Genomic DNA, 26,581 nt, shown 5'->3' with positions numbered 1-26,581 from the left:
GAAAGCGAGGATCGTGAGATGACACGGCCCGCGACAGCCGAGTGGGAGGTCCTCGGCCTGTCCGAGGACCCCACCCCGGGGGACCCGGAGATCCTGCGCAGGCTCGCCGCCGAGTACGACGCGATCGCCGACGACGCGGAGAGCACCTTCACCTTCGTCTCCCAGGTCAACGACGGCCAGTTGGGCGAGGGCAAGTCCATGGAGAAGCTGCGGGAGGTGCTGGACGAACTACCCAAGCAGGTTGGTCAGCTCAGGGACTCCTACCGGCGGGCGGCGGAGGCACTGACGGCGTACATTCCCAAGCTGGAAGCTCACCAGGACCAGGCCGACCGGGCCCTGCAGCAGGGGCGGGAGGCCAAGAGCCGACTCGACCTGGCGCTGGCAGCGGTCGAGTCCGCCGGAGCCAACCTGTCCTCCCTGGAGAACGCGCAGCCTCCCGACGACGAACAGTCCCGGATCGCCGCCCGGGACGCGATAGCCGGCGCCCAGTCGGCGAAGAGCTCCGCGCAGGGGAATGTGGACTCCGCCCAGTCCGAATTGTCAGTGGCGAAACGGCTGGCCGCCGACGCGAAGGAACTGCGCGAGAGCGACGCCCAACTGGCCGCCACCGAGCTGGACACGGCCAAGGACGACGCCGTGAAGAAGAAGAGTTTCTGGGACGGCATCTGGGACGAGATCTTAGGTCTCGTGCTCGGCATCGTGGCCGTCGTCGTCGCGGTGGTATGCCTGGTTGTACCGGGGCTACAGGGCGTCGGGATCGCGATCGGCCTGGCGCTGGGCGTCGCCTCGCTGGGACTGTCGATCGGTAAGGGGATCGCCACCGGTGAGTGGGACATCGCGGGAATCGTCTTCGGCGTCCTCGGGCTCGGGCTCGGCGGGGTCGCCGCGTGGTCGAAAATCGTCTCGAGCGGCGGCATCGCCAACGTACTGAAGAACCTTGGGCAGTCCGGCAAGAACTTCCTTCGGCCGCCCGGTAGCGGCGGGGCCGGCGGCAACAACATCCCGCTGCAGAACCTCCCCGCCCGCCCGCCGGCGGGGTCCACGACGCCTCCAGGCAGTCGGCCGCCGTCGTCCAGCGACTCGTTCGTCACCGCGCCGGATTCGACGCCTACGCCGACGCCTCCGCCGACCAGGCCGCCATCGGTCGGCGACCCGTCCAGCACACCGCCCGGCAGCCCGCCGCCGACCAGGCCGCCGTCCACAGCGCCAACGAACGGTTCGACCGCCTCGGGCGGCACCGTCTACTTCGACGCGGCGCAGTGGACCAGGCTTCAGTTGGCCGCCATCTGGAGCGACCGAGGGGGCGTCGGTCTCGGTATCGCCATCGGCATCGGATACTCCGGCTGGCAGCTGTCGGAGGCCATCAAGACCGTCAAGCAGCAGGGAGAAGACGAACAGGAGAACCCACCTCAGGCCGCTCCCCAGCGGGCCTGAGTCCCGCCGCACCACTAGGGCTCGTCGTTTGGATCAGGCCGGTCGAGAGAGACTGCGCCTCTCAACCGCCCGAGCGGGGGCGATGGGGGTCCCCCCGCTCGAGCGAAGTCGAGAGTGGGGAAGTCGGCGACCGACGACAACGCGGCTGGGGCCCCCTCTGGGGGAGTGCGTGCCAGGCCCCGCGACGCCGGCATGATCCAAACGACAGGCCCTAGCCGCGGGCTTGAGCCCGGCACACCGATCGCACTCCCCCCTCCCGGTGACCCGGGTGGCGGGGAGTGCGACTTCGCTCGCCGCTCCTCGCGTCTCAGAGTGTTGTTTCCGGCACCTGAAGCATTTTCAGCTTGCCATCGCCCGCGCTGAAGAACACCCGGCCCGGCCGTCCGGCACCCAGCCTGCTGCGCGGGATCTTGCCGCCGATGAGGTCACCGTCACCGACCGCCTGCGGGCTGATCAGCACGCCCTGGCGGCCTCGGCGGGCCTCGGCGAACCAGCCGGAGAAGCCGCTCGCCAGCCGCTCGGTCTGACCGGCGAGGATCAGGCCGCGGCCGTGCTCCCCTCCGGTGCGGCAAATGTCGCTGAGCACCGGCTCCGCCTTGGTCTGCTGCAGCAGGTCCGCGTCGTCGACGATCACCACCACCGGACCGGTGGTCTCCTCCAACGCCTCCTCCAACTCCGGCTTCGGGATGTCCGGCCCCTCGTACACCGCGAGAACCCCAGGCCGCCCGGCGAGCTGCCGCAGCGGCGAGCGGCGCGGTACAGCGACGAGCAGCGAGGTACCGCCCTCCAGCAGCGACAGCGCCATGGTGAGCAGCACCGTACTGCGGCCGGAGCGCTGCGGACCGGCGACGAGGAACGAAGGGGTGAGGGACAGGTCGGGCCCGTGGGCAGTGAGTTCGTCGCCGCCCACTCCGACCAGCGCCCACAGCGGGCCGGAGCGCTCCTCGGGCGGGGGCAGATACGCGGTGGCCTGCTCCGGGGTGAGCCGGTCGGGCAGCAGATCGACACGGAACGGGCGGCGGGCGTGCGGCACATGTGCGTCGACCTGTGCCCGGTGCGCGGCGATGGCCTGGAGAAGCGCTGCCTGGGCCGCGCCGGTGGGGTCGGCGTCCAGCAGGGCGATCTGCACCTCGGCCTTGTCGGCGGCACGCAGCGCGCGGCCAGAGGGAATGTCGTCCGGGACGGCCCGCTGCGGGACACCGATCATGGCGTACTCCGCCTTCTCGTTCATCCGCAGGACGAGTTTGTCCTCGGTCGTGGAGCTGACCCGGGTGGAGAACAGCGTACGGTCACCGGCGAGCACGACGTGCACGCCGACGCTGGCGCCCTCGCGCAGCAGGGTGAGGATGCCGTTGAGCAGGGCGCCCGAGTCGTACTCGGTGAGGGTCTTGTCGAACACCTCCCAGCGGTCGAGGAGGACGACGATGTGCGCAGGCCGCTCCTCGGCGGGCATGGCGCGGCGCAGTTCCGGCAAGTCGGCGGCGCCTCGTTCGGCCAGTAGGTCCTGGCGTCGGGCCACTTCCGCGCTGAGCCGGTTCAGCAGCCGGGCCAGCCGGTCGGGCTGGGTGCGCTGGACGACCGCGCCGGTGTGCGGGAGGCCGTCGAGGGCGAGGAGGGCGCCGTTGCCGCAGTCGATGCCGTACAGGTGGAGGTCGGCGCTGGAGTGGGCGGCCGCCAGTGCGCCGGCGATGGTCCGCAGCGCCTGCGACCGTCCGGCCCGGGGTGAGCCGACGATGTGCAGATGGCCGAGGGTCGCCAGGTCGAGGACGATCGGCACCTGCCGCTGCTGCGCGGGGAGATCGACGAGCCCGTAGGCGACGGGCCGCAGGTCGTATCCGTCGGGGGCCGGCGAGATCGGTTGCAGCGCCTCCATGGTGAGGGTGGTGGGCAGCGGCGGCAGCCAGGGGCTGTGCTGCGGCGGGATGCCGAGGGCGGTATCGGCGCCGCGTACGGCATCGACCAGGACCGCGAGGTCGGTGACGATGTCGCCCGTCTCGCGCTGCGCGGCGCGGGGCGCGGCCGGCAGCGGTCTGCCGAGCTGGTCCCAGCCGAAGGTGACGATCCAGGGCTCGGGTGCCGCGGTCGCCGCCATTCCGGGCCTGCGGCCGCCGACACGTCCGGCCTGGAACGGGACGAGGGACGTCTGGCCGAGCCGAACGTAGGCGCGGCCCGGTGCGCTCTTCGGGATGGCGGCAGCGTCGGGGGCGGTCAGCACGTCCTGGCTCTCGCTGGCGTCGGTGACGCGCAGCGCTATACGCAGGTTGGTGTTGGCGCGGATCTCGGGCGAGACCACCCCGCCGGGGCGCTGGGTGGCCAGGATGAGGTGGATGCCGAGGGACCGGCCCCGCTGGGCGATGTTCACCAGGCCCTTCACGAAGTCCGGCAGGTCGCGGACCATCGAGGCGAACTCATCGATGACAATGAGGAGCCGGGGCATCGGCGCCCGGCCCGGCTCGCGGGCCAGCAGGTCCACGTAGTCCTCGATGTCCTTGGCGCCGGCGTCGGCGAGGATGTGTTCGCGCCGCCTGAGCTCGGCGGACAGTGAGGTCAGTGCCCGTTCGACGAGGTGGGCGTCGAGGTCGGTGACCATGCCGACGGTGTGCGGCAGCGAGACACAGTCCTTGAAGGCGGAGCCGCCCTTGTAGTCCACAAGGACGAATGTCATGGCGTCGGGCCGGTTGGCTACGGCGAGCGAGGCGACGAGGGTCTGCAGGAGCTCCGACTTCCCCGAGCCAGTGGTTCCGGCGATGAGGCCGTGTGGTCCGTCGCGGCGCAGGTCGACGGCGAACGGACCGTCCAGCGAGACACCGACGACGGCTGTCGTCGTGCGGCCGCCGGCCTTCCAGCGGGCTGCGACCGCGTCTGCCGTGGGCGGGTCGAGCGCGAGGACGTCCAGTAGCCGGGCGGAGGCGGGCAGCACCGAGGCGTCCTCGGCGGAGCCGCTGGTGTCGCGTACGGGACCGAGGGCCCGGGCGACGGAGCGGCACCACTCGGTGGAGACGGCGTCCGCACGGACCCCGGTCAGGGTGGTCGAGCGGGAGCGCCCGACCCGCAGCGTGCCGCCGGGTTCCTCGACGACGACGGCGAGGCACTCCTCGGGCAGAAGCCGCTCCTCCTCGTCCAGGCAGACCGCGTGTACGCCCACGGCCGGCCCTTCCCGGAGGATCTGGACCACTCCGGGAAGCGAGCGCAGCTTGCGCGCGCCGTCCAGTACGACGAGTACATCGGGCTGGGAGATGGTCTTGCGCTCACGGATCGCGGCTGCGCGGGTCGCGATGAGGGCCGTCAGTTCGGCAACCCGGCGGGCGGAGGTCTCGGTGTCGGTGCCGACGGTGGCCAGGCCGTCGCCCGCCGACTGGCGCACATGCGGCAGCCAGCGCAGCCACGCCCAGGAGTTCTCGCGCTGCCCGGTGGTGAGGACGTGGATCAGAAGGTCCTGCGGACTGTGCAGGGCGGCGGCCTGGGCGACGGCCCAGCGGGCCACGGCGCGAGGGACGGGTCCGCGCCCGGAGATGCCCAGCACCTTGTGCTCGCGCAGGTTCACTGTGACGGGCACGTCGAAGGCGTCCCGGGGGATCTCACGCCGGTGCTCGTCCTGAGTGGGGTCCTGCAGCACCACCTCGGACGGCTGGTCGGCGGTGCCGACCCGCAGTTCCAGGAAGTCCGCGTCGGAGGTGCGGCGCTCCCACAGCCTGCGGCGCGGGCCGACGGCGGTCAGCAGAACGCTCGCCGGGTCGGGGAAGCCCGCGCGGCGGGCGGTGCGCTCGGCCACCAGGGCGTCCTGCGCATCGGCCTCGATGCGGGTCTTCTTCTCCTCGTAGGCGGCGACCCTGGCCGCATACGACTCGCGGCCGGAGCGGCGGTTCATCAGGTAGTTGCCGACAATGACGACCGGCGAGAGCAGGCCAAACAGCAGAAACTGGAGCCTGCCGAAGATCAGCGCACCGGCGACCGCCATGACCAGCGGGGCGATCGCCGTGATGTAGGGCAGTGGCCGCCGCTCCGGTGCGGTGGGCGGGGAGGGGAGGGTGAACCGGGTCTGCGGGGTGGGCGGGAGGAGCCGGGGGGGCCGGTTGTAGTCCCAGCCGGCGCCGTCCTCGGACGGCTGCAGGGCGGCGTCGGGCGGCTCGGGGCGGGCGAGGTCCAACAAGCTGTCACCGACGAGCAGTTCGGCGCCGAACGGCCAGGGCGTGTCGCCGTCCACCTCGGTGCGGTCCAGGCTGAGCGCCGCCTGCTTCTCGCTTTTCCCGGCCTTCTCGCCTCTTCCGGTCTTGGCGCCGTCCCCGGCTTTCTCGTCGCCGCCTTGTGGGGTGACGGTGCAGCGCCCGCCCGGCCCCACGGTGAGCAGTGCGTACGGCCGGTCGGGGCGGCCACGACCCACCTGGGGGATACCGTCGGTTGTGAGGCCGATCCGGTAGTCGCCGATGTCCAGGCGGTAGACCGCGCCCGCGCCCGGACCACCGACGGCGCGCACCTCCACCAAGCCGCGAGGCTCAGCCGCCGGGCTGCCGGCCGAGCGTCCGAGCCCGACCACGGCGGCGTCCCGCAGCGGTGAGTCACGCAGCGTTGTCTGCGGGGGCACCTCGACGCCTTCGACGTGCAGCCCGGAGCCGGACGGCGGCAGCGCGGTCCCCGTCTTGGCGGCGAGCGCCCACGCGATGGTTCCGACGGGGGTGTCGGGGTCGGCGTCGAGGTGCACGTCGAAGGCGTCGCCGACGTCGTCGACGACCGTGAATATCAGCCGCACGGGGCATCTCCGTTGGTTGGCGGGGGCAGTCGGCGCGGCCGGTGGGCCGTCCGCAGTGCCCCTACGCAGAAGGCGGCTGGGTGGTTCACGGCAGGGCGCGGCCGACCGGTGAACCGCTTAGCCGCGCCGCCCGTAGAGCCGCCGACCCCTCTCTTACCAACTCCTAGTGACAAGGGTGACTGCATGACCCCGTCCGTTGTCCTGGCTGTCGTGCTCGGCGTGGCGCTGCTGGGCTGCGCCGCAGCGTTGATCATCACCGAGCTGGGGGCGGCGGCCCGGCGACGGTCTGCGGTGTCCCCCGCCGTCAGCGGGCAGGAAGCGCTGGCCGCCGTCGACCGCGGCCTGCGCGGCCTGGTCGCATCCTGCCTGACGGCCGGGCGGGCGCTGCCCGACGTGTACGCCGTGGTCTGGTCCGGTGAGCGGCTGACGCTGCGGCTGGCCGACGCCGACCTGAACGCTCCCGCACCATGGACGACGGACGAGGCGGGTGAGGAGTGGTCGGTCGAGACGGTCGGCGCCCCCACCCCGGGGCTTCCGGAGCACCCGTACGCGCTCACCGTCACCCTGGGCCTCGCCAACTCGGAGCGCGTGCTGGTCAATCTGTGGCGGGCGCCGTCCGCGATTGCGGTCGCGGGCACCGAGGACCACGTACGGGGACTTGTCGGGGCCATGGTCGCGGAGGTGCTCAGCGCCCCCGTCGGGCGCCTCGCGGAGGTCACGCTCATCGGCCCGGCGGCCACGGTGGGCATCATCGCCCGGCTCAGCTTCCGCTCGGCTCGGCTGCACACGGCGGCCACCGTGCAGGAAGCGCTCACCCGGGGTGCGGACAGCGCGGTGGCCGCATCTTCGGTGTCCGAGGTCACCCAGGTCTTCAAGATGATCGAAGGCGGTAACAGCCCCGGTCCGACCTCCAATCGGCTGCCTCGGCTCTTCGTCGTGGATGCCGTGCAGTTCGCCCACGAACGCGCGGCTTTGACCGGCCTCGGCGCGGCGGACGCACTGATTGTGCTCGGCGACACACCTGAAGCGGACTGGCGCTTGACGGTCGCGGCGGACGGTTCGCTCAGCACCGGGGCGCTGGGGCTGCGCATCGACGTCCACGCCGCGCGCATGAGGTGACGGCGGCCCGGTCCCTGCCCCCACCCGCCGTGGGAGACCCATCACCAGCCGCCGTGATCGTTCACCGTGCGGAGTATGTCCGGCCGCACCTCGGTCCGCCTGGCGCGCTTCCCCCCGCACCGGCGCCCCTCGGTCCGCTCGCCGTTCGTCGGCATCCGTCGGCTACCCCGTTGTCCCCTCCCGCCGCCGTCCGGCCCATGCCGCGCCGGCCTCCCACGGGTGCACAGTCGCCATGAGTTTCACCAGGTCCGCGTAGCCATCGCGTTCGGCCCGGCAGAACTCGCAGTCGGCCAGATGACGTGTCATGGCTTGCCAGTCACGGGCGTCGAGTCCGCCGAAGGCGTACGCCGCGATGTCGATGCGCTTCTGTCCACAGTTCACCGTCGCTCTCCAGTCGTGTGGCCTTGCCCCGGCCTTCCCTGACGAGACGGCGGCCGGGCGCCGATGGTTCACCAACCGGGTGAACCACTTCTCGACGGCATCCGTCGACCGTGCCACAGCCCGCTTCAATCCCGGAGACAACCATGAAGCTCAGGTGGTCGCTGATCGCTGCTATCGCCGCCCTGTCCGTCGCTCTCACGGTCGTGATCGCCAATATCGTCGGCGGCGGCACCGCACCCGACACGGCCAAGTCACCCGCCGCGGCGCGGACCGGCACTTCACAGCAGGCCGACGAGCGGATAACCCGCCCCCGGGAGGGCGAACAGGCGCGGTACGTCGGAGTCAGCAAGAACGGTAGGACGGCGCTCGCGGTCATCGTGTGGGCCGACAAGGTCATCGCCTATCTGTCCGACGGGTCCACTCAGGAGGCATGGTTGAAGGGAACCGTCAGCGACGGCCGAATGATCCTTCAGGGCGACGACGGAGCACTGCTGGACGCGACCGTCCAGGGTGACCGCCTGGTCGGCACGACGGGCCGTGGCGAGTGGACCGTGAGGTTCGATGTGCGACGGGCCGAGGCGCCGGCCGGGGTGTACCGGGCGGGCGGCTCGGCGGGGGATTCCGAGGTCGGGTACGCCCTGATCGTGCTTCCGAGCGGTCGTCAGGCCGGGATCGCCTGGACCGACGGCCTGCCGGCTTCGGCGCCCGCGTTCGATCTGACGACCGCGACTCTGACGGACAAGGGCGTCACGTTCAGGGTCGATCCCATCGAGCGGGACCAGCTGTGACACCCCGCCGCGTGCCGCGGCGGCTCACGCCGACAGCACGCCCCGGCAGCGCAGGGCCTCCCGCAGTGCCCGGGCGGCATAGTACGTACGGGACTTGACGGTGCCCGGCGGAACGCCCAATACCGCGGCGGTCTGGTTCACGGTGCGCCCGAGGTAGTACACGTGCAGCAGGACCTCCCGCTGGAAGGGTGGGAGGTCGCCCATGGCCTCGACGACGATCTGCGCGGTGAGCGCCTTGTCGATGCCGTCCGCGATGGGCAGTCGCGTCATGTCCAGGTCGCCGGCCTCCGGCGGCCGCGCCTGCTGCGCGCGGTGGCCGTCAATGACGAGATGCCGTACGACGGTGAACAGCCAGGGGCGCACTTCTTCGGCGGTGGGGTCGAGTTGCGCAGTGTGCTTCCAGGCACGGATGGCGGCCTCCTGCACGACGTCCTCGGCCCGGTGCCAGTCACCGCCCAGCAAGCCGGCCGCGAAACGGAGCAGTACCGCTCCGTGCTGTCGGTACAGGGCCTCCAGAAACTCTGCGGGCTGGTCGATGGGCGCCGCCGCGGGGGCGGAGGCCACGGCTAACTCACAGGTGCTCATCTTGTGGTTCCTCAATTTGCGGATGCGCGAACGCGCGGGGGCGACGTGAGCGTAGAGAGACCTGATGTCGAAACCGTGCCGAACGAGTGCCGAGCATTGCCCGCCCTGGTCAGCAGACGTCACCGGTCCGAATCCGCCAGTCAAGCAGGCGCCTTATGCGACTACTGTTCGATGTGCTTAGACTGCGTGGCTGTGCGTGTGCGATTAACAGTCCTGGGCCCGGTCCGAGCATGGCGGGACGATGTCGAGCTGGAGTTGGGCCCGCCCAAGCAGCGGGCGCTTCTGGCGCTCCTGCTGGTGCGGTCGGGACAGACGCTGAGCCGCAGTGAGATCGTCGACGTCCTGTGGCCGCAGGATCCGCCGAGTAGCGCCCTCAATGTCGTGCACCGGCACATAGGAGCGGTACGTCGGTTGCTGGAACCTGAACCGCAGTCGGAGCCGAGGGCATTGCCCGGCCGCACGGCCGGGGTGGTGAGTCGTCTGGTACGCGGCTCCGGGGGCTACCGGCTGGAGACCGTGCCCGACGCCGTGGATCTGCTGCGCTTCCGCCGGCTTGCCGAACGGGCGCGCCGCGCGGCCGGAGAGGAGACACCGGACAAGGCCGCGGAACGGTTCGCTGAGGCGTTGTCCCTGTGGCGAGGCGACGTGGCGACAGGGATCCCCGAGGACATACGGACGCATCCGGTGTTCACCGCCGTGGATCGCGAGTACCTCGCCGCCGTCAAGGACGCCGCCTCGATCGCGCTGGAGTCGACCGCCCCCGAACGGGTTCTGGCCGTTTTACAGCGCGCCGCCGCCCGTCATCCCCTGGACGAAGCGTTGCAGGCCCGGCTGATCCGGATCCTGGCCATTACCGGTCACCAGGCTGAGGCGCTGGATGTGCACGCCGCTGTGCGCGGCCGGCTCGCCGATGAGCTCGGCATCGACCCGGGCCCGGAACTGCGCGCCGCCCACCACGATGTGCTCCGCCAGATCGCGGTACCAGTGCCTCCGTCAGCTCCAGGTCCGGTCCCGGCGCATGTGGCCGCTCCCGCGCCGACCGACGGCGATGTGGCAAGGGGGAGTGTCCGTCTCGCCCAGTTACCGGCCGACCTGCCGGGCTTCAGCGGTCGAAAGCCCGAACTCGCCCACATTCTCGCGTTGTTCCCGCACGGTGAGGCAAACGGCGACCCGCAACAGCCGACCGCGGTGGCGATCAGGGTGATCAGTGGCATGGCCGGGATCGGCAAGACCGCACTGGCCGTGCACTGGGCCCGCCGGGTGGCGCACTTCTTCCCCGACGGACAGTTGTACGTCAACCTGCGCGGGTTCGATCCCACAGGCCGGATGATGCCCCCGACGGAGGTGCTGCGGGGTTTCTTACACACGCTCGGCGTCCCTCCACAGCGTATTCCGGTGGATCTGGACGGCCGGGCGGCCCTCTACCGAAGCATCCTGGCAGGCCGACGGGTCCTCCTACTGCTGGACAACGCACGCGACGCCAACCAGGTTCGGCCCTTGCTGCCCGGCACCCCGGGCTGTTTGACCATCGTCACCAGCCGGGACCGGCTCCACGGCCTGATCGCCGCGGATGGCGCGGAGGCAATCCCGCTCGGCCCGCTGACCTCGCAGGACGCCCGCGAGGCCCTCGGCAGCCGTCTTGGCACGGGACGCGTAGCGGCGGAGCCGGGGGCCGTGGACGACATCATCGCTCTGTGCGGACACCTCCCGCTGGCCCTGGCCATAGTCGCGGCTCGCGCCACCACGAATCCCGACTTCCCGCTCGCCTCCATGGCCGCTGAACTGCGTGAGAGCCACGGCAGCCTGGATGCCTTCAGCAGCAGCGACCCCGTCACCGACGCCCGCAGTGTCTTCTCCTGGTCGTACCATGCTCTGAGCCCCGAGAGCGCCCGGCTCTTCTCTCTGCTGGCGATGCACCCGGACGCCGACTTCTCGGCCCCGGCCACGGCCGGCTTCGCGGGACACCCGGTTCGCCGGACCCGAAAGCTGCTCGCCGAACTGGCCGACGCCAACCTGCTGATCGAACACGCTCCGGGCCGCTACACCTTCCACGACCTGCTGCGCGCCTACGCCGTCGAGCTTGCCGAGGACCACTGCCCGGAGGAGGCTCCGCGGCGCGACGACGGGTGCAAGGCGGCCTCGGATCTTCAACAGCAGGCGAAGGCCCGGAAGCGAGACGAGTGAGGTGACTGCCGCTGGTCCGTCTCAGGCCGCGCCCAAAGAGCCGTCGACCGCCTCGCCTCCGCCATCCCCAATGCCGTGCTTGTCCACGCCGGTACACATCTCCTGGATGAATCAAGCGGAGCTCTTCTTCTCCGTCGTACAGCGCAAGGTTGTCGCGCCCAACAACATCACCGACCTTGCCACGCTGGGGACCGACTCCGAGCCTTCGAAGGCCGCCGCGGCAACGCGGTCGCCCTCGGCGCTACGTCCACCGCGCCGCCCAAGTGCGCCACGACGCAGCGGCGGCCGATCTTGAATGAAGCGAGTTCACGGGGAGCCGCCTGATAGCCCAAGCGAAGAAGAACGCCAACAACGAAGGCACCATCCACCAGCTCAAGGACGGCGCTGGGAGGACAGTGCCTGCGTTCTGACGACGGGCGGCATAGATAGGCGGCGCACGGCAAGACCTGGGACGCGGCGCACGAGAAGCTGACCAAGCTCAAGGCCGACTCCCTCACTGGCCGCCCGGTGGCCATCGGCAAGTTGACGATCGCCCAGTACCTGACGTAGTGCCTGTCGAACGTCGCGAAGGGACAGGTCCGCCGGACCACCTACGTCAACCACGAATCGCTCGTCCGCAACCACGTGACGCTCGAGTTCGGCAGGAAGAAAGCTAACGCGGCTCACCGCCCGCGACATCCGGGCCTTCCTCGGCAAGTGCTGCAAGAAGCTGCCCTCTGATCGCACCGTGCGCTTCCTCTCAGTGATCCTGCAAGCTGCCCCTCAGCACGCCGTACAGCAGTGTTGGGTGCCGGAGATTGCTGGGTTGCTGTACTTCGCTGCTTACTTACAGCGGCAGCCGACTCAGCGCGGCTATGGCTGTGCGCATTTGCTGCCCCCGTTCATGCGCCTGCGTTCTCAGCAATGCAGACGTACGGGGGGCGCGACCGTCCTCGTTCGGGAAGTCCAGGACGCCCAGGTAGATCATCCTGGTGCCCGGATAGGGCCCCTCGCAGGACTGAGGTCTGTCCGAGAAGACCGAAGTGCCGTCCGCCTGAATCGCCTGTCCGTCGAGTGGCGTCCTTTCCTGCGCCGTCGCTGCTCCCCGTCCACGCAAGACAGTAGGTGGCTCCGGGATCCCCTCCGGTGGCCGGCTGCGAGATAAGGTGGATAGCCTGGAGAGGGACGGGGCCGCGGCACAATGCCTCGATGTCTTCTACACGCCAGGGTGCGCCAGCAACACAGATATCGGCCTTCGGCTCACAGCCATCTGAACCATCACCTCCACGGCCGTACGAGCCAGTGCAGCGGCGTCTCGGACCTTGCGGTTCTTCAGCCAGATCTCGATCCGTTTCACGCCCGCACGACGGATCGCGGCCGGGGCCAGGTAGCCGGTCAGCAGAATGACTGGGCCCTTGCTGACCAGGTCCCAGCGACCGCTCCAAGGCAGGGAAAATTTCCAGGAGTTGGGCGGTCTTCACGACGAAGAACGGGACGTCGATCGAGCCGCGCAACCTGGACCGCTCCCTCGAGGCGCTGGGCGTCCGCGCCGGCACAGCCAAGGTCCGCTTTCACGACCTGCGCCACACCTGCACGTCGCTCCTCCACGAGCAGGGGGGACGCCCGCATGATCATGGAGGTCCTGGGCCATAGCTCGATCCGCGTGACCATGAACATCTACACCTTCGTGCGGCTCGACTCGCAGCGCTCCGCCTCAATGCGTCGGGGACGCATTGAGGGGTGACGGCAACGGATCAGACGATGACGACGGCCCGGCCGGTGTCCCGGCAGCCATCTGATCTGCCCCCAGAGGCGGTTGCCGTCACACTGCCGTCAAGGCATAAAGCAAAGGCCCTGTGGATCACTCCACAGGGCCTTTGACGTGCTGTGCACTCGGCAGGATTCGAACCTGCAACCTTCTGATCCGTAGTCAGATGCTCTATCCGTTAAGCTACGAGTGCTTGTTCTGTTTTCCCGCCGATCCCGGCCCTTCCGGCCCGCTCGCGGCGACAGGAAGAACATTACATGACTGCCGCCGCCATGTGAAATCCGTTTGCCGCACCCGTTGTGAGCTGCGGAAACGCCCTGAAAGGGCCCCTCGGCGGCCGACCTGGCAGACCGGTGGCCTCGGTCACAAAACAGCGAAGCCCCGGTCCAGGGACCGGGGCTTCGTGATCGAGCGCGGAGGCGGAGGGATTTGAACCCTCGATGGGCTTTAAGGCCCAAACCGCATTAGCAGTGTGTTGAGGTCCGTCTGACGATGACGGACCTCAACCGGCTGAGTAGCTCCGCCGCAGCTCAGCCCCGATATGCCGTCCGACCCCGTCGGGCCCCGTCGGAACGCGTCCGGGCCTCTTGGTGCCAGCGCCGTGCCATCACGGAGACACCGCGAGCAGCAGGCTGCGGGGTCAGTACAGGTCCGTCCGAGTGCCCTGGCCGAGGCGTTGGAAGCTGATGATCGCGGCCGGTCGCCACGCAGGCGAGCGGCCGAACATCTTGTCGGGCGGCGGGAGCTCACCGCGTCCGCGTGAGCGGTACGACCGGATGGTCTGCTCGCGCACACCCCAGTAGGCCGCGACGTCCGCGATCGTCCAGTAGTCGTCTTTCGGGTCCGGCATGGCGCCCCCTCGTCCGGAACTTTGACCGTTCGACGTTGACAAGGTGTACGGCTCAGTCAGCCCCGGGCAGGGTCTCGCCCGCCTCTTTGTCGGCCAGGACGATGCGCCGGACCTGCTGGCGCGTGTAGCCCGTCGCCTCGCAGATGTCCTTCTGCGGCACCTCGTCTGCGTCCGCCTGCCGGATCGCCACCGCGAGCTCCTGCCGCAGGGCATCCCGCTCGACCCTCGCCTCCGTGAAGCGGCCAGCTGCGAACCGCAGCAAGGCGCTCGCCGAGACGGCGCGGGAGCCGAGCTGCCTCAAGGCCTCGACGATCGCGTCGCTTGGGTCGGCGTCGCCGAAGTCGAACCACTCGCCTCTCACCCGGAAGCGGCTCAGATGGCCGTGGAGGGTGCGCTCCAACTCATGGCCCCCCTCGCACTGCCAGAGGGCGTGCAGCGGGAATGGCGAGGACGTCTGGAGGGCGGCGAGACGGCCGGCAAGGTTGGACGTCGTCCCGATCTTCGCGAACCGGTGCTCCGAGCTGCCGATCGCGTACACGACGCTGGAGCTCACTGCTCATCGCCGCCCTGGGCGGCGTCGCGCTCCTTGCGGATGCGGGCAACGTACTCGCGCGACCAGTCCACCGAGCGGGCGATGCGGGCGTTCGACTCGCCTTGGTCGAGGTGCTTATGGATGGCCGCCATGAGGGCGTCGCGGGCTCGGTCGTACTCGTCTCGCAGCTCTCGGAGCTCGGGGATCTCGTCTCGCGCCATGGCTGTCATGTTGTCACGACCTCTCTTGCGAACTCAGTGCGGAACAGAGTTGACAGTCCCATAGGGCAGGAGTAGTGTCAACATTGTTCGGAACAGAGTTGACGAAAGTCACCTCCCGGGCCGGACAAGCAAGCGGCCCCCAGCGGTGTTGGAGCACCGGCTGAGGGCCTGACGGAATCCACCTGCTGACACAGGAGACCCGCTATGGCTCATGTTCCCACCCGCCGCGAGCACCGCGCCAACCGCCGTGCGCTTCGCGCCACCCTCCGCCGTCGCACGGCCGAGACCCGCGCCACTCAGCGCGCCGTTCGCGCCGTCGCCACCGGCGCCCCGCAGCCCGTCCGTACCCGCCTCGTCGCGGCCGGCCTCGACGACGCCACGGCGAAGCGGTTCGCCGGAGCGTTCTCCCGCGGCCTCATCGCCGACGACGTCCGCGAGACCACCATCAAGCTCAAGGGTCGTGTCCGTAAGGCCGTCGCCGTGAAGCTGTACGCGGCCCGCACGTTCGCCGCCCGCCTGGCCGCGTACCGGCCGAAGGACGTCGTCGTCGCCGCCCGCTTCGAGGCCTTGGCGGGGGTGGCTGTCTGATGAACGCCACCCGCCTGAACGAGGCCACCCAGCCCACCGGCCACCCGCACCCGCTCCTCGACGACCGTCCGCGCGAGCACAGCGAGGCCGGCACGCCGGAGACGTTCGCCCTGAACGTCGACCAGCTGTACGCCGCACTGCCCAGCGCGGTCGACGAGGCCATGCGCAAGACCTACCCCGGCTACGCGCCGGAGCTGGCCGCGGAGTTCGCCGAGACCATGGTCGCTCTCCTGCGTCAGCAGAGGGAGCAGCGCCCCCTCACGGCCGCACAGCGCGGCCCCGAGTGGATGGCCCGCTGGGGGTGCCCCGGGTTCTGCGTCGAGGAGCACGGCAAGCCCGGTGCGCTGGAGGCCCACTCGACCGCCCCCGTTGAGACGCCGCTGCGGGCCGCTGAGGTCGATTGCAGTGGCTACAGCCAGGGCTCCGAGGACCTGCCGTGGATGACGGCGCAGGTCGTCGTCGCCAACGACCAGGCGCAGGCCTACGGCCGCCGGACGTCCGTGTGGCTGGGCTACGGCGTGCACCTCGCCGAGATCCCCCCGGCCGAGGCGCGGCGGGCGCTGGACGCGATGCGCGCCTTCACCGTCCGCCTGTCCGCGGTCGTCGACTTCGCCGAGCAGACCGCGGCCGACGACTTCGCGGGTGACCCGGAGATCGCACGTCTCGACCGTGAGGCCGACGACCGTCGGATGAACCGCACTGTCGGGGGCAACCGGTGATCCGCCGCCCCACTGCCGAGCAGGCGCCCACCCTCGCGGTGGGCGCCCTGCCCCCGGCCGTCACCGAGCTACTCACCGCGATCGTCGAGGCCCTCGACGTGCCCCTCGCCGACATGCCGGCCGACGACAAGCAGCGCGCCGAACTCCTCACGCAACGGGCCTCCGACGCCCGCGTCATCGTCGAGCTGCTGCTGAAGCACGGCGACATCGACCACTCGGCGATGCGGCTGCGGGAGTGGACGGCGGAGCACCCCGTCACCTACCCGACGTGGCAGGCCCGCATCGAGCAGGCCGCGGCCGAGGAGACGCAACTCCTCGCCGAGCGCTGCCCCGCCGCTCACCCTGAGGACCCAAGCGCCTGCAGCGGCCCGGCCGTCGTCACCGTGCTGGACGCGGCGAACGCCGGCCTGAACGGCTGCGAGCACCACGGCGCCCGCCTCCTCGCGTCGCTGGACGGCGGCCGTGTGTACGGGCTGCCCGACGCCTCCGAGGGCTCCGCGATCCGTGCGTTCAAGGCCGCTGCCACCACCCGCCCCTACGCCTGGATCGAGCGGGGTGAGGGCCAGTGAGCACCGAGCCCCGCACCGTCACCCTGGCCACCGAGGACCACGGCGACGTCACCCTCCCCGAACCCGCCTGGTGCGCCGGCCACAGCCACCACGACCCCCAGAGCGAACGCGTCGACCTCATGCACGCCGGGCCCACCGTCGAGTACTCCCACCTTGGCCGCCCGCTGCTGTCCGCCGAACTCGTCCAGTCGCCGTTCGCCACCAAGGACGACCCGCGGCTCGGCGGCCGGACCCCGGGCGTGTCCGTGTGGCCGCTCGGCCTCACCCTCGACCCCGTCAGCCTGTACAGCCTGGCCGCCGGCCTCGACGCGTACGCGGACCGTCTGCGCGACCTCGCCGACCAACTGGCCGCGATCGTCGACACCAGGGACGGCCAGTCGTGACCGCCCGCTCCCACATCCCGCGCCCGACCGAGCACGCCGCCATCCGCGCGGCGTGCCGGTCGGCACGGCCGACGCCGTCTGTCCCCGCCCTCATGGCCGCGCTGCTCGACGCGAACGCGCGCGGCGACCGCGAGGGCACCACCCTGGCCGCGCACCGCGTCGTGCGCGCCGCCGCCCCCTCGGAGGTGGGCGAATGAGCCTCAAGAAGATCCGCGCCAAGAGGGCCGACGACCGACGTCACCGGCAGCTGCTACGCGCCGCGAACGACATCGTCAGCCGCCACTCCCTGCTCGGCCAGTTCGAGCAGGCCGGCCCCGCCGAGATCGTCGCTATCGCCTTCGGCCGGTATGAGCTGCGCATCGACGTCGACGAGGCCCTCGACTACCTGAACGCCGTCCTCGCCGAGCGCGGATACCCGCTGCGCTACGCCAGCACCGAGGCAGGTGGCGACCAGTGAATACCCGCCGTCTCACCAAGGGTCAGCGCGGCGTCCTCACTGCGGCGGCCGCCGTCATGGTCATCGTTGGCGCGGCCGGCGCCGTCGGTACCTTCTCCAACGCGCTCGCCGAGTTTGACCGCAAGGCCACCGCCGCGGGCGTCGTCGCCGCCGGAGAGGGCCTCACCCTCATCCTGGCGCTGACCATGCTGGGGCTGACCCTGCTCGGCCAGTCCGCGCCGTTGTGGGTGCGTGTCGGTCTGTGGCTTGCCCCTCTCGCAGCGTGCGGGATGGGCCTGTCCCTGGCGGGCAACGTCACCGAGGCCGTGGTCTACGCGACCACCCCGCTCGGTATGAGCGGTGCCGCCGAGGGCCTCGGCCTCATCGCCCGCCGCGTCGTCATCTACACCACCGGCGTGGACGCCGAGGCACAGCGCCGTACCGCGGACGCCGTGCAGCAGCTGGCGTACCACCAGGCCGCCGCCGAGCGGCACCCCGACAAGGACACCCGCGACTCGTCGCTGCGGAAGTCGTGGGCCCTCGCGAAGCAAGTAGGCGTCGGCGACCAGGTCCTCGGCGCCGGCCTCGTCCAGGTGCAGCGGGTGCGGCTCCGCGAAGGAGCTGATGCGGCCCTCGCTGGCATGTACGGCGGACAGGGTGACAAGCCGTCACTCAGTCCCGTCGAACGGCCCCGCCAGGTCTCCGCGACCGAGGTGCTGCGCGAGCGGTTCGCTGACATGGACCCGGCGGATGCGATCCGTCTCACAGCTGATGCGCGACCGGATGCGCCGCCCGCCGAGCTCGCCCATCTCCTCGGCACCTACGGCGTGCCCGTGGACGCCGTAGCGGTCGCCCTGGTCCTCGGCCAGCGGCCCCCGGAGTACGAGGTGCATCGACCTGATGCGGCTGATGCGCCACAGGTCAACGCCCTGGAGCCGCTCGACCTGCAGGGCGCGATCGAGGAGGCCGCATCAGCCCTCGGTGTGGACGCATCGGCGCGGGACATCGTCGAGCGCCTGCGCTCTCAGCGGCGCCTCGTCGTCACCGAGCCCTACGTCCGAACCGCCCTTTCGAGGGCCGCGAAGAAGGCGGAGCCGGAGCCCCCGGCCGCGCCGATGGAAGGCGGATACGCGTGATGCGCTACGTCATCCTCGGCGCGCTGCTCGGTCTCCTGCTCGTCTTCCCCCAGTTGCTCGCCCTCGTCGTCGCGGTCGTCGCCGGCCTGCTCGCCAAGCCCGTCCTGGTCGCGTTCGGCCTCGGCATCGCGGCCCGCCCGTACCTGCGCGCTCCAAGGGGGTGGGCGCGGTGAGCGACGCCCTCGACAAGGCCGAGGCCGCCGTCGCCGACGCTTCCCGGAACACCGACGTCGTCGCGGTCGCCATGGCCGCCCTGGAGGTCGCCAAGCTGGCCGCCCAGAGCGCCCAGCAACAGCCGCACACCTGCGGACACGACCACAAGCAGGGGCCCGAGTTCAACGCCCGCAAGTGGTGGACCATCGGCGGCCTCGTCATCACCGGCGGCGCCATCGCCAGCGTCCTCGCCGTCGCGTTCGCCCTCGCGGCCGTGGCCGTCGCCATCGCCGCCACCTGCGCCACCTGCTGCCTGCTCGTCATGCGCTCGATGTGGCGCGACTTCCAGAAGAAGCACTGACCTGCCGACCGAGAGGTGCCCCATGTGCCGTGACGGCCGAACCACCGAGCAGATCCAAGGCGCCATCACCGCCGGCGCCGAGCTGGCCCGACAGATCGAGGCCGACGCTATGTCCACGCCGCAGCAGCGGAACCTCGCCGACCTGCTGCACCAGCAGATGAACAGCGAGCTCGACGAGCTCGACCACCGCCGCAGCCACTGACCTGCCTGCCCTTCCGTCCCCCGCCAACTGTGGCCGTCTGAGCCACGGTTGCGGGGGTGCGGTGGGGCCGGACAGCCCGGCCCACCAACCCGAGGAGACCCAATGTTCTGGTCCAAGGGCACCGACGAAGAGGGCTACCAGGAGTCGTTCGACGCCGTGGGGGACGCCTACCGCGACTACGGGCAGGCCTGCCGCACCTACGGCGACCACTCCCCGCAGGCCGAGCAGTCTCGCGAGGTCGCCGACCAGATGGGCGACGAGCACCGCAAGAACTACCCGGCCAACTAGGAGACCTGACCGCATGGCTGACGGCCCGTACTTCAGCGACTTCACGCCCGCCGAGAAGCGGCGTATCGCCGCCCTGACCGCCCGCATGGCCCTGCCCCGAGCCAACCTCACCAGGCTGCGGAGCCAGGTCGAGCGCATCGAGCAGGACGCGCTCCGCCGCAAGAGCAAGTAGATCCGCCCCGGGGACGGCGTCCAACCGCCAAGCTGTCGCCGTCCCCGGGCTCCCTCATTCCGTCACGAAATACGTCACGAAACAGGAGCTCCAAGCATGACGGATACCGTCCCCGAGCGGGTCAACGGGCACGCGGCGCCCGAGGTGCAGCTGCTCAAGCTCGCGCCCGAACAGCCCGCCGATCAGGCCGAACACGGTTCGGAACGCCCCCGCCGCCGAGTCCGTATCGACTCGCTGCGACGGGTGTTCGTCGACACCCGCCAAAGCCCCACGTATCGCTTCACCATTCGGCACGGCGCGTACATCGCCGGCGGCGCCCGCGTCCTCGCCCGCCGTACCTGGGAGGCCCGCACCACTGCCATGCACCAGCGGATGATGCGGATCGCTGAAGCCTCCGGCAACGAGGAGATGGTGCAGAAGTGGGAACAGCGCGCCTACGCCTACCGGTTCGCCAGGCACAAGCGGCGCATGGACCTGCTGCAGATGGCCATCAACCTGCCCCGGGCCATCGCCTCCGCCGCCATGGGCTTCGGCGGCCTGCTGCTGATGCTCGGCATCATGCTCGCCGTCTACAACCACGACGTGCACGACGTCCTCGCCCCGACGAACGCTGTGATCGAGTTCGTCGGCTGGGTGGCGTTCCTCGCAGGCGTCATCTGGGAGCCGCTGCTGTTCTCGATGCCGCTGCTCGCCCTGGCCGGTGTGTGGGCGGTCGGGCGCGCTCAGCGCACCGCCCCCACCTGGGCGCTCCCCGTCGACGGTGACGAACGAGACGTCGTGCCCGACGAGAACGCCATCATGCGGGCCCTGGCCAACCTGGGCATCGCGCCTCTCAACAAGGCTCTCAAGGAGGGTTGGAAGGCTCGCTGGGTGCAGCCGTCCACCAGGTCCGGGAATGGGTATCACGCGCAGCTGCAGCTGCCTGATGGCGTACCCGTCGAGATGGTCGCCGCGAAAAAGACGGTGCTGGCGCACAACCTGGCGCGCAAGCCGATCGAGGTGTGGCCGACCGAGGCGAAGCAGGCCGGCGTCCTCGACCTGTGGGTCGCCGACCAGGGCTCGCTGTCCGGAGCCATCCCTGATTGGCCGCTGCTGCACGAGGGCACCACGGACTACTTCAAGGGCGTGCCCGTCGCCGTGTCTCAGCGTGGCGAGCCCATCATCGGCAAGCTGATGGCCGCGAACTACCTGGTCGGCGGCATCATGGGGTCCGGGAAGTCGTCGCTGATCATCTCGCTGCTGCTCGGTGCGATCCTCGACCCGATCGTCGAGGCCGAGGTGTATTGCATGGCGTACAACGTCGACTACGACCCGCTGAAGCCGCGCCTGCGGACGCTGGTCAAGGGCGACGACGACGAGCACCTCGAGGCCGCCGTCAACGCGCTACGCCGGCTGCGGGACCAGGTCAGTGAACGCGGCAAGCTGCTGGAGTCCCTGGGCGGCGAGACGACGAAGCTCACGCGCGAACTGGCCCTGAGGGACCCGCGGATGCGGCCCAAGGTGGTCGTCTTCGACGAGTGCCAGGAGTTGTTCCTGCACAAGCGGTACGGCAAGGAGGCCGCCGAGCTCGCCGAGAAGGTCATCAAGAAGGCTCGCAAGTGCGGCATCACTCTCATCTTCGTGACGCCGTCCCCGAACGCTGACAGCATCCCGAAAGAGCTCACCCGCAACACCAGCGTCAACGTGGCCTTCGCCGTAGGCGACTACATCGCGAATGACGGGCTGCTCGGTACGGGCAAGCACAAGGCCGGCATCACCGCGACGACCCTGATTCCCGGCGAGGACGTTGGCACGGCCGTGACCACGGGCTTCAGCAGGAAGCCGTTCGAGGTGATCCGCTGCCACTACGTCGCCCGTGATGCCGAGAAGGGCATCGACGAGGTGACGCCGGTCGTCGAGCGCGCGATGAAGGCGTACATGAACGACGACGGCGTGTGGGAGGTGCCCACGTTCGAGCCGGCCGACCCGCTCACCGACGTCCTCGCTGTCCTCGGCGAGGAAACCCGCGTGCTCGCTCAGGAGGTGCTGCACCGGCTCGCGGCGCGGAACCCCGACGCCTACGGCAAGTGGGGGCCAACTGACCTCAAGCGCGCCCTGGAGCCTTACGGCGCCGAGCAGTACAAGACCGACGGCGGCCGCATGTTCGTGGCCCGTGTGCGCGTCCAGGACGCCCTCATGGAGCGCCTCGCCGAAGAGGCCGCAGAGATCGACGACGAGGGAGGCGACGAAATCTGAGGGAGTTCTCCCTACCCGCCTCCCCGCCCCGCCTCCCTGTACATGACCTGCGGAAACGACAGGTTAGGGAGGCAAGGGAGGACAGGAAGGCACCCCCTCGGAAGGCCCGGTAACGGGGGTTCAGCCTCCCCTCCTCCGCCTCCCTCCCCGACGCTGTGCGACACGCCCTGGCCCCCCTCGCAGAGCGTCTGGACACACTCGCTAAGGTGAAAAGGAGCGGAGGGGCGCCGCATACGCGACACCCCTCCCTGGGACTCAAGAGGTCACTTCTTCCCGGAACGCCTCTTCGGAGTCTCGATCACCGTGGTACGCGGGTGAGCTTTCGCGTAGCCCTTCGTCACGTACCGGCCGGTTACGGCGCTCCGGGCTTTACCCCCGGAGTTGCCCCGGCCGTTGCCAGATCCCTTGGCCATGAGGATGTTCACCTCCTCTCCCTCTCGGCACAGTAGGACCGTTCGGAGTCTACGACCGGGCACTGACAACCCCGTGCCCCCCCAAGGGGCACACGAGGAACGGCCGTTGTGCGTCTACCAGCCCGCAGTTGCGCGCTCGGAGCACGTGCCACAGGGCGGCAACACACGAGGCGGCCACTCCTCGTGGTGGATGATGTAGACCTCCACACCGCACAGGGCCTTTCGGCGTCGCTGGTGTGACTCTGAGATCGCATGCACGAGTCCATCCGCCGGGCTCGTCTTACCGTCCACCGTGGTGTCTCGGTGGGTCCACGCCTGCTGATACGGAGCACTCATCCCGCCAGGCTAGGGCAGCAATGGCGGCCGTGAACCCTGCCTAGTCGAGGGTGCCTCGCCTATCAGTCGCCGCGGGGCACCTCTTCGAGGTTGCCGTGCTCGTCGAGGCTCCAGCGGACGCCGTCGTCGTCCGAGAAGAACAGGCTCGGCCTGTTGTTGTCCACGGTCACCTCCTGCCAGCGGCCCGACTCGAACGTGACGCTGCGCGCGGCTCCGACAAGGTGCACGGGGACCGTCCGCCGCCCTCTGTCGGGAAGGTGAGCAGCCTCGTTCTCAACGGCCGAAGCGGCGTTGTACGCGTTCCCGAAGCGCACCAAGACGTCCCGGATGGGAGCGTCACTGTTGTTCGTGACTGTCACGGACCATCGGTCGTATCCCATTTCGTCGCCGTATTCATCGGTGCCGCTGCTGCCCACGGCAGAGAACGCCATCTGCACCCGACGGGCCTGCGCCACCTTCCGCTCCTCGGCGGCGGCCCGTAGCTCGGCCCGCTCCATCTCCAGGTTCGCGGACTGCTCGGCGATGAACTGGCGCTGCTCGTCGATCTGCTGGCGCTGGCTCCGCAGCATGCCCCGTGTGTAGTACGCCGCGGCGGCGGCGAAGGCGCCGGCTGCCCAGGTGGGTACGTCACCCCAGTCGATCGCGCTCATGGCGCGCAGCCTATAGACAGCCATCCCAGTGATGGCGCCCTCCGCAAAACCCCGCGATCAGGTGGAGCGGCAGCGGCCCTGTAGTGGCAGGTATGCCCCATGGACGCTGCTCCCCGCGAAGTCCGCCTTCCAGCCGGGCTCTCGCCTCTTCTCAGCACCCGTCAGCTCATGGCGTACTACGGAGTCTCCAACTGGACCGTCAACAAGTGGGTCAAGGCTGGTTGCCCGGTCGAGCCCACAGCGTTCCGCGGCCGTCGCTACGACCTGGCGGTCGTCAAGGCATGGATGGCCGACTACAACGGGCGGGCTGTTCCGTGACCCGCGAAGAGCGCCACGCGCTGCTCGGCCCCGACATCGTGGCGTCCATCCACGCCCTGGTGAAGGAAGCCCCGGAGCCGAGTGACGAGCTCGTTGACGAACTCCGCCGGATCATGACGTGCCCTGCTGGTCCCATGTCGCAGCGAAGGCCAGCTGACGGCGCCAGACCGGAGGCCGGACCATGACGCAGCGGATGTTCGAGCGGAAGCGCTGGCACTGGGTCATCACCATCGCGTGGCGTGAAGGCCGGGTCTGGCATGTAGAAACAGCCGATGGTGACTGCGGCCCGCTACCTGGCGCCAGTCGTCAGGAGCTCTACAACCACCTCTTCAAGAGGGCGGCCAGAGACTGTGGGGCTCCTCAGGATGCCCGCGTGGTCTTCTTCTCGCTGGAGCCCGACGAGCTCGTTCCGGACGAATGATGGCGGGTGGAAGGCTTCGTCAGGTTCCGTGCCCCACGCCTTCGGCCCGCCGCCCCGCCACTCGATCAGCTCGGATTGCTCGACGTACGTCTCGTCGACGTCCTCGATCCCGGGCCGCGTGCGCACCGCGCGTGGCGCCACACTCACGAAGCAGGCATTCACCGATCAATCGGGAAGTTTACTCGCACAGTCGCCCATGTAGTATCGAACCGGCCGCCCCGTCGGGGGGCGGCGTCACGCACGTCCTATCGGAGGACAACATGGCCTTGAGCCGCCTTGCCCAAGAATTCGCCGCCGAGATCGCGCAGCACGACTGGTCCGATGCCCCCTGGCGCACCGACCGCGCGGGACACCGCCGCGACGACGACTCCCCTGCCAGGCGCAGCAAGGAGCAGCTCGCCGGGGACGAGATCGAATCCGTCCGCACCAACGTCATGTGGGTCGCCGCCCAGGTGCTGGGCCACGCTGACCCAAACTTCGACGTCCACGAGTTCGCCGAAGCGTGCGGGGTGAACACGAGCCGCACGGCCAGGAGCCTCTGGGTCGAGAACGGACTGCGGATGCAGTTCGGTCAGTACATGCGCCCTGGCACCCGGAAGTTCGATCCGCTGTCTGAGGTCATCACCACAGAGACCAGCGACGCCTTCCACGCGACGACGAAGTGCCCGCTGTTCCAGCAGGGCTACCGGAACATGCCGATCCTCAAGTTCCAGTCCAGCGACGTGCCAGCGAAGTGGAAGCCGTGCCAGTGCGTCACCCTGGACCGAAGCTGACCTTCGGGAGCCCCGCCGTCCCCTGACGGTGGGGCTTTTCCATGCCGGCGAGACGTGTGCCAAACGAGTGCCATCGCGTCCGAAAGCTGCAGGTCAGACGCAGCCAACCGCATCTCTTATGCGGTTAGGGGTACGCGTGATTGCGCGCACACCACCGAATCGCCCCCGCCGGACGCAATCTCCTGCAATCCCCCAGCGGACCGGACGACGCCACAGCATGCTGAGGGTCCAACCTGCACAGATGGAGGGCGACATGACGCTCAGGTTCATCGGCACCACATCAGAGCACGGCAACTGCCCGACGCTGTACGAGGTCGAGGAGACCGGAGACATCGTCGTCCAGGGCGACCAGCTCACCGACCCCGAGCACCTCGCCCAACTGCGCGACGTCGGCGAGCATGAGACGTTCGTCGTGATCCCCCGCGAGCTGCTCACCCGCTTCGCCCCCAAGGAGTAACCGTGCCGCTGATCCCCTTCGAGGAGATCACCCACCTGTTCACGGAGTTCGAGCACACTGCGTTCCGGCTGGAGACCCGCCGCGGGTACGCCTCCGACCGGCAGGGAGCGCGCTTCCAGGCGTTCATGCGCGGCGTGCTCCCGGAGCCGGAGCCGGACCATCCGTGGAACGTCAACGTGCGTGCGAAGGCCGGGCGAGGCGCACGGTTCTCCCGCGTCCGCATCGTCGACGAGCCGCCCACGGACGGGCAGCGGTTCCTCATGGCGACCGCGGCCGGGAACGTCGCCGCGGGCGAGGACATCCGCGTACTCGCCCGCGCCGAGGCGGTACGGCTGAACCTGCCGGACTACGACCTGTGGCTGTTCGACTCGCGCACGCTGGTCCGCATGCACATCGACGACACCGACACCACCGTCGGTGTCGAGCTGGTCGACGACCCGGCCGAGGTGCTCGCCGCCTGCCACGCCCGGGACGCCGCATGGCAGGTAGCTGTCCCTACTGCTGAGGTCTGGACGCAGGTACGTTCGTCCGTGTGAGCACGGACTTCCAGAGCGCCAGGGTCGCCCTCGGTGCGCGGCTGCGCGAGCTGCGCACCGAGGCCGGCCTCAACGGCAAGGACATGGCCGAGCGCCTCGGCTGGCAGCGCTCGAAGGTCTCCCGGCTGGAGACCGGCAAGCAGACCGCCACGGCCGCCGACCTCGACGCATGGGCGCAGGCGGCCGGCTCCCCGGCCGAGGCCGCCGACCTTCAGAGCCGGTTGCGCGGGATGGAGTCCCAGCAGCGCTCCTGGCGCCGCCAGTTGGCGAAGGGCCACCGCGCCGTGCAGGACCGGTACGTCGTCGAGTACCGGCAGACCGCCACCGTCCGCGGCTACGAGGCCACCGTCATCCCGGGACTGTTCCAGACCCCCGAGTACGCCCGCCATCTGCTGATCCACAACGCCGAGCTCATGCAGTCCCCTCGCGATACAGAGGCGGCCGTGAACGCCCGCATGCAGCGCCAGGAGGTGCTGTACCAGCCGGGCAAGTCCTTCAACGTCCTCATCTGGGAGGGCGCGCTTCACGCCCTGGTGTGTCCGGCTGAGGCGATGGCCGGGCAACTGGACCGACTGGTCGGCCTGATCGGTATGAGTTCCGTCTCGCTCGGCATCATCCCGTTCAGCGTCCAGCTGACACTCACCCCCAAACACGGGTTCTGGATCTTCGATGGGAAACGCGTGATCGTGGAGACCATCAACACCGAGTTCACCCTCGAATCCGACGACGACGTCGCCCTGTACGGGCGGGTGTGGGATCGCCTCGCCGAGAGCGCCGTTGAGGGAGCACAGGCCCACCGGCTCATCGCCCGAGCCCGGGCTGCTCTCGACCTCACGTAGGCAATCCG

General features: G+C 69.9%; 31 protein-coding genes, 1 tRNA gene and 1 pseudogene. 24 read left to right on the top strand and 9 right to left on the bottom strand.

What is annotated here, in order from left to right:
• The first annotated feature begins 18 nt into the window (after nt 1-18).
• Nucleotides 19-1,434, top strand: a complete 1,416-nt coding sequence (locus ACZ7NC_RS16570; protein WP_471488835.1) for a hypothetical protein — start codon at nt 19-21, stop codon at nt 1,432-1,434.
• A 307-nt stretch (nt 1,435-1,741) separates the two neighbouring features.
• On the opposite strand, the gene ACZ7NC_RS16565 is transcribed toward ACZ7NC_RS16570, so the two are convergent.
• Nucleotides 1,742-6,181 carry an FtsK/SpoIIIE domain-containing protein gene (locus ACZ7NC_RS16565; protein ID WP_471488834.1) on the bottom strand — a complete coding sequence of 1,480 codons (4,440 nt, stop codon included), beginning with the start codon at nt 6,179-6,181 and terminating at the stop codon, nt 1,742-1,744.
• 183 nt (nt 6,182-6,364) lie between these two features.
• On the opposite strand from ACZ7NC_RS16565, the gene ACZ7NC_RS16560 reads away from it, so the two are divergent.
• The gene (locus tag ACZ7NC_RS16560) at nt 6,365-7,300 is read left to right on the top strand and encodes a hypothetical protein (RefSeq protein WP_471488832.1); all 936 of its coding nucleotides are present in this window, start codon (nt 6,365-6,367) and stop codon (nt 7,298-7,300) included.
• Between the two features lie 162 nt (nt 7,301-7,462).
• On the opposite strand, the gene ACZ7NC_RS16555 is transcribed toward ACZ7NC_RS16560, so the two are convergent.
• Nucleotides 7,463-7,681, bottom strand: a complete 219-nt coding sequence (locus ACZ7NC_RS16555; RefSeq protein ID WP_471488831.1) for an anti-sigma factor — start codon at nt 7,679-7,681, stop codon at nt 7,463-7,465.
• A 143-nt stretch (nt 7,682-7,824) separates the two neighbouring features.
• Here ACZ7NC_RS16555 and ACZ7NC_RS16550 point away from each other — a divergent pair, with 143 nt between their 5' ends.
• Entirely contained in the window at nt 7,825-8,469 is a 645-nt protein-coding gene (locus ACZ7NC_RS16550) for a hypothetical protein (RefSeq protein WP_471488830.1), read from the top strand.
• Between the two features lie 24 nt (nt 8,470-8,493).
• Here ACZ7NC_RS16550 and ACZ7NC_RS16545 read toward each other — a convergent pair whose 3' ends face one another.
• A complete protein-coding gene (locus ACZ7NC_RS16545) occupies nt 8,494-9,054 on the bottom strand; it encodes a sigma-70 family RNA polymerase sigma factor (RefSeq protein ID WP_471488828.1) in 561 nt (186 codons plus the stop codon).
• Between the two features lie 186 nt (nt 9,055-9,240).
• Here ACZ7NC_RS16545 and ACZ7NC_RS16540 point away from each other — a divergent pair, with 186 nt between their 5' ends.
• Entirely contained in the window at nt 9,241-11,238 is a 1,998-nt protein-coding gene (locus ACZ7NC_RS16540) for an AfsR/SARP family transcriptional regulator (RefSeq protein WP_471488827.1), read from the top strand.
• Nucleotides 11,239-12,499: 1,261 nt separating this feature from the next.
• On the opposite strand, the pseudogene ACZ7NC_RS16535 reads toward ACZ7NC_RS16540, so the two are convergent.
• Nucleotides 12,500-12,689: pseudogene (locus tag ACZ7NC_RS16535) on the bottom strand (IS110 family transposase); the annotation flags it as partial.
• Here ACZ7NC_RS16535 and ACZ7NC_RS16530 point away from each other — a divergent pair.
• A complete protein-coding gene (locus tag ACZ7NC_RS16530; RefSeq protein WP_471489067.1) occupies nt 12,673-12,870 on the top strand; it encodes a tyrosine-type recombinase/integrase in 198 nt (65 codons plus the stop codon). The pseudogene ACZ7NC_RS16535 and the gene ACZ7NC_RS16530 sit on opposite strands and share 17 nt — an antisense overlap.
• 235 nt (nt 12,871-13,105) lie before the next feature.
• On the opposite strand, the gene ACZ7NC_RS16525 is transcribed toward ACZ7NC_RS16530, so the two are convergent.
• The 4 genes from ACZ7NC_RS16525 to ACZ7NC_RS16510 all read right to left on the bottom strand — a co-directional run bounded on the left by ACZ7NC_RS16525 (nt 13,106) and on the right by ACZ7NC_RS16510 (nt 14,588).
• Nucleotides 13,106-13,178, bottom strand: a tRNA-Arg gene (locus ACZ7NC_RS16525).
• Between the two features lie 447 nt (nt 13,179-13,625).
• Nucleotides 13,626-13,835, bottom strand: coding sequence for a helix-turn-helix transcriptional regulator (locus ACZ7NC_RS16520; protein ID WP_471488826.1), 210 nt, complete (start codon nt 13,833-13,835; stop codon nt 13,626-13,628).
• 52 nt (nt 13,836-13,887) lie between these two features.
• The gene (locus ACZ7NC_RS16515; RefSeq protein ID WP_471488825.1) at nt 13,888-14,388 is read right to left on the bottom strand and encodes a GIY-YIG nuclease family protein; all 501 of its coding nucleotides are present in this window, start codon (nt 14,386-14,388) and stop codon (nt 13,888-13,890) included.
• Complete coding sequence (locus ACZ7NC_RS16510; protein WP_471488824.1) at nt 14,385-14,588, bottom strand: hypothetical protein; 204 nt, start codon at nt 14,586-14,588, stop codon at nt 14,385-14,387. Before ACZ7NC_RS16510 ends, ACZ7NC_RS16515 begins: the two co-directional genes overlap by 4 nt.
• A 204-nt stretch (nt 14,589-14,792) precedes the next feature.
• On the opposite strand from ACZ7NC_RS16510, the gene ACZ7NC_RS16505 reads away from it, so the two are divergent.
• From ACZ7NC_RS16505 to ACZ7NC_RS16445, 13 genes are all read left to right on the top strand, one after another.
• Entirely contained in the window at nt 14,793-15,176 is a 384-nt protein-coding gene (locus tag ACZ7NC_RS16505) for a hypothetical protein (protein ID WP_471488822.1), read from the top strand.
• Nucleotides 15,176-15,895 (top strand): hypothetical protein, encoded by a 720-nt coding sequence (locus ACZ7NC_RS16500; protein ID WP_471488821.1) that lies wholly within the window; start codon nt 15,176-15,178, stop codon nt 15,893-15,895. Before ACZ7NC_RS16505 ends, ACZ7NC_RS16500 begins: the two co-directional genes overlap by 1 nt.
• Nucleotides 15,892-16,464, top strand: a complete 573-nt coding sequence (locus ACZ7NC_RS16495) for a hypothetical protein (RefSeq protein WP_471488820.1) — start codon at nt 15,892-15,894, stop codon at nt 16,462-16,464. Before ACZ7NC_RS16500 ends, ACZ7NC_RS16495 begins: the two co-directional genes overlap by 4 nt.
• A complete protein-coding gene (locus tag ACZ7NC_RS16490) occupies nt 16,461-16,847 on the top strand; it encodes a DUF6907 domain-containing protein (protein WP_471488818.1) in 387 nt (128 codons plus the stop codon). Before ACZ7NC_RS16495 ends, ACZ7NC_RS16490 begins: the two co-directional genes overlap by 4 nt.
• Nucleotides 16,844-17,044 (top strand): hypothetical protein, encoded by a 201-nt coding sequence (locus tag ACZ7NC_RS16485; RefSeq protein WP_471488817.1) that lies wholly within the window; start codon nt 16,844-16,846, stop codon nt 17,042-17,044. The genes ACZ7NC_RS16490 and ACZ7NC_RS16485 overlap by 4 nt, the downstream gene beginning before the upstream one ends.
• Entirely contained in the window at nt 17,041-17,304 is a 264-nt protein-coding gene (locus ACZ7NC_RS16480; protein ID WP_471488816.1) for a hypothetical protein, read from the top strand. Before ACZ7NC_RS16485 ends, ACZ7NC_RS16480 begins: the two co-directional genes overlap by 4 nt.
• Nucleotides 17,301-18,419, top strand: coding sequence for a hypothetical protein (locus ACZ7NC_RS16475; protein ID WP_471488814.1), 1,119 nt, complete (start codon nt 17,301-17,303; stop codon nt 18,417-18,419). The genes ACZ7NC_RS16480 and ACZ7NC_RS16475 overlap by 4 nt, the downstream gene beginning before the upstream one ends.
• On the top strand, nt 18,416-18,592 hold the full coding sequence (locus ACZ7NC_RS16470) for a hypothetical protein (RefSeq protein WP_471489085.1): 177 nt from the start codon (nt 18,416-18,418) through the stop codon (nt 18,590-18,592). Before ACZ7NC_RS16475 ends, ACZ7NC_RS16470 begins: the two co-directional genes overlap by 4 nt.
• Nucleotides 18,589-18,933 (top strand): hypothetical protein, encoded by a 345-nt coding sequence (locus ACZ7NC_RS16465; RefSeq protein ID WP_471488812.1) that lies wholly within the window; start codon nt 18,589-18,591, stop codon nt 18,931-18,933. Before ACZ7NC_RS16470 ends, ACZ7NC_RS16465 begins: the two co-directional genes overlap by 4 nt.
• Nucleotides 18,934-18,955: 22 nt before the next feature.
• Nucleotides 18,956-19,135 (top strand): hypothetical protein, encoded by a 180-nt coding sequence (locus ACZ7NC_RS16460; RefSeq protein WP_471488811.1) that lies wholly within the window; start codon nt 18,956-18,958, stop codon nt 19,133-19,135.
• A 102-nt stretch (nt 19,136-19,237) separates the two neighbouring features.
• Nucleotides 19,238-19,423 carry a hypothetical protein gene (locus ACZ7NC_RS16455; RefSeq protein ID WP_471488810.1) on the top strand — a complete coding sequence of 62 codons (186 nt, stop codon included), beginning with the start codon at nt 19,238-19,240 and terminating at the stop codon, nt 19,421-19,423.
• 13 nt (nt 19,424-19,436) lie between these two features.
• Nucleotides 19,437-19,595, top strand: a complete 159-nt coding sequence (locus ACZ7NC_RS16450) for a DUF6257 family protein (protein ID WP_471488808.1) — start codon at nt 19,437-19,439, stop codon at nt 19,593-19,595.
• A 96-nt stretch (nt 19,596-19,691) separates the two neighbouring features.
• Nucleotides 19,692-21,830, top strand: coding sequence for a zonular occludens toxin domain-containing protein (locus tag ACZ7NC_RS16445; RefSeq protein WP_471488806.1), 2,139 nt, complete (start codon nt 19,692-19,694; stop codon nt 21,828-21,830).
• A gap of 811 nt (nt 21,831-22,641) precedes the next feature.
• Here ACZ7NC_RS16445 and ACZ7NC_RS16440 read toward each other — a convergent pair.
• Nucleotides 22,642-23,229 (bottom strand): hypothetical protein, encoded by a 588-nt coding sequence (locus tag ACZ7NC_RS16440; RefSeq protein ID WP_471488804.1) that lies wholly within the window; start codon nt 23,227-23,229, stop codon nt 22,642-22,644.
• Nucleotides 23,230-23,397: 168 nt separating this feature from the next.
• On the opposite strand from ACZ7NC_RS16440, the gene ACZ7NC_RS16435 reads away from it, so the two are divergent.
• The 6 genes from ACZ7NC_RS16435 to ACZ7NC_RS16410 all read left to right on the top strand — a co-directional run bounded on the left by ACZ7NC_RS16435 (nt 23,398) and on the right by ACZ7NC_RS16410 (nt 26,573).
• Nucleotides 23,398-23,547, top strand: a complete 150-nt coding sequence (locus tag ACZ7NC_RS16435; RefSeq protein WP_471488802.1) for a hypothetical protein — start codon at nt 23,398-23,400, stop codon at nt 23,545-23,547.
• A gap of 181 nt (nt 23,548-23,728) precedes the next feature.
• Nucleotides 23,729-23,968 carry a hypothetical protein gene (locus ACZ7NC_RS16430; RefSeq protein ID WP_471488800.1) on the top strand — a complete coding sequence of 80 codons (240 nt, stop codon included), beginning with the start codon at nt 23,729-23,731 and terminating at the stop codon, nt 23,966-23,968.
• 266 nt (nt 23,969-24,234) lie between these two features.
• Nucleotides 24,235-24,741, top strand: coding sequence for a hypothetical protein (locus ACZ7NC_RS16425; RefSeq protein ID WP_471488798.1), 507 nt, complete (start codon nt 24,235-24,237; stop codon nt 24,739-24,741).
• Nucleotides 24,742-24,994: 253 nt separating this feature from the next.
• Entirely contained in the window at nt 24,995-25,198 is a 204-nt protein-coding gene (locus tag ACZ7NC_RS16420; protein WP_062708446.1) for a hypothetical protein, read from the top strand.
• 2 nt (nt 25,199-25,200) lie between these two features.
• Complete coding sequence (locus ACZ7NC_RS16415; protein WP_471488796.1) at nt 25,201-25,734, top strand: DUF6879 family protein; 534 nt, start codon at nt 25,201-25,203, stop codon at nt 25,732-25,734.
• Entirely contained in the window at nt 25,731-26,573 is an 843-nt protein-coding gene (locus ACZ7NC_RS16410; protein WP_471488794.1) for a helix-turn-helix domain-containing protein, read from the top strand. The genes ACZ7NC_RS16415 and ACZ7NC_RS16410 overlap by 4 nt, the downstream gene beginning before the upstream one ends.
• Nucleotides 26,574-26,581 lie beyond the last annotated feature (8 nt).

This window comes from Streptomyces sp. NPDC111802 (genome assembly GCF_055634335.1).
The sequence above is the reverse complement of the archived record's forward strand: the minus strand, read 5'-3'. Positions and strand labels throughout refer to the sequence as shown.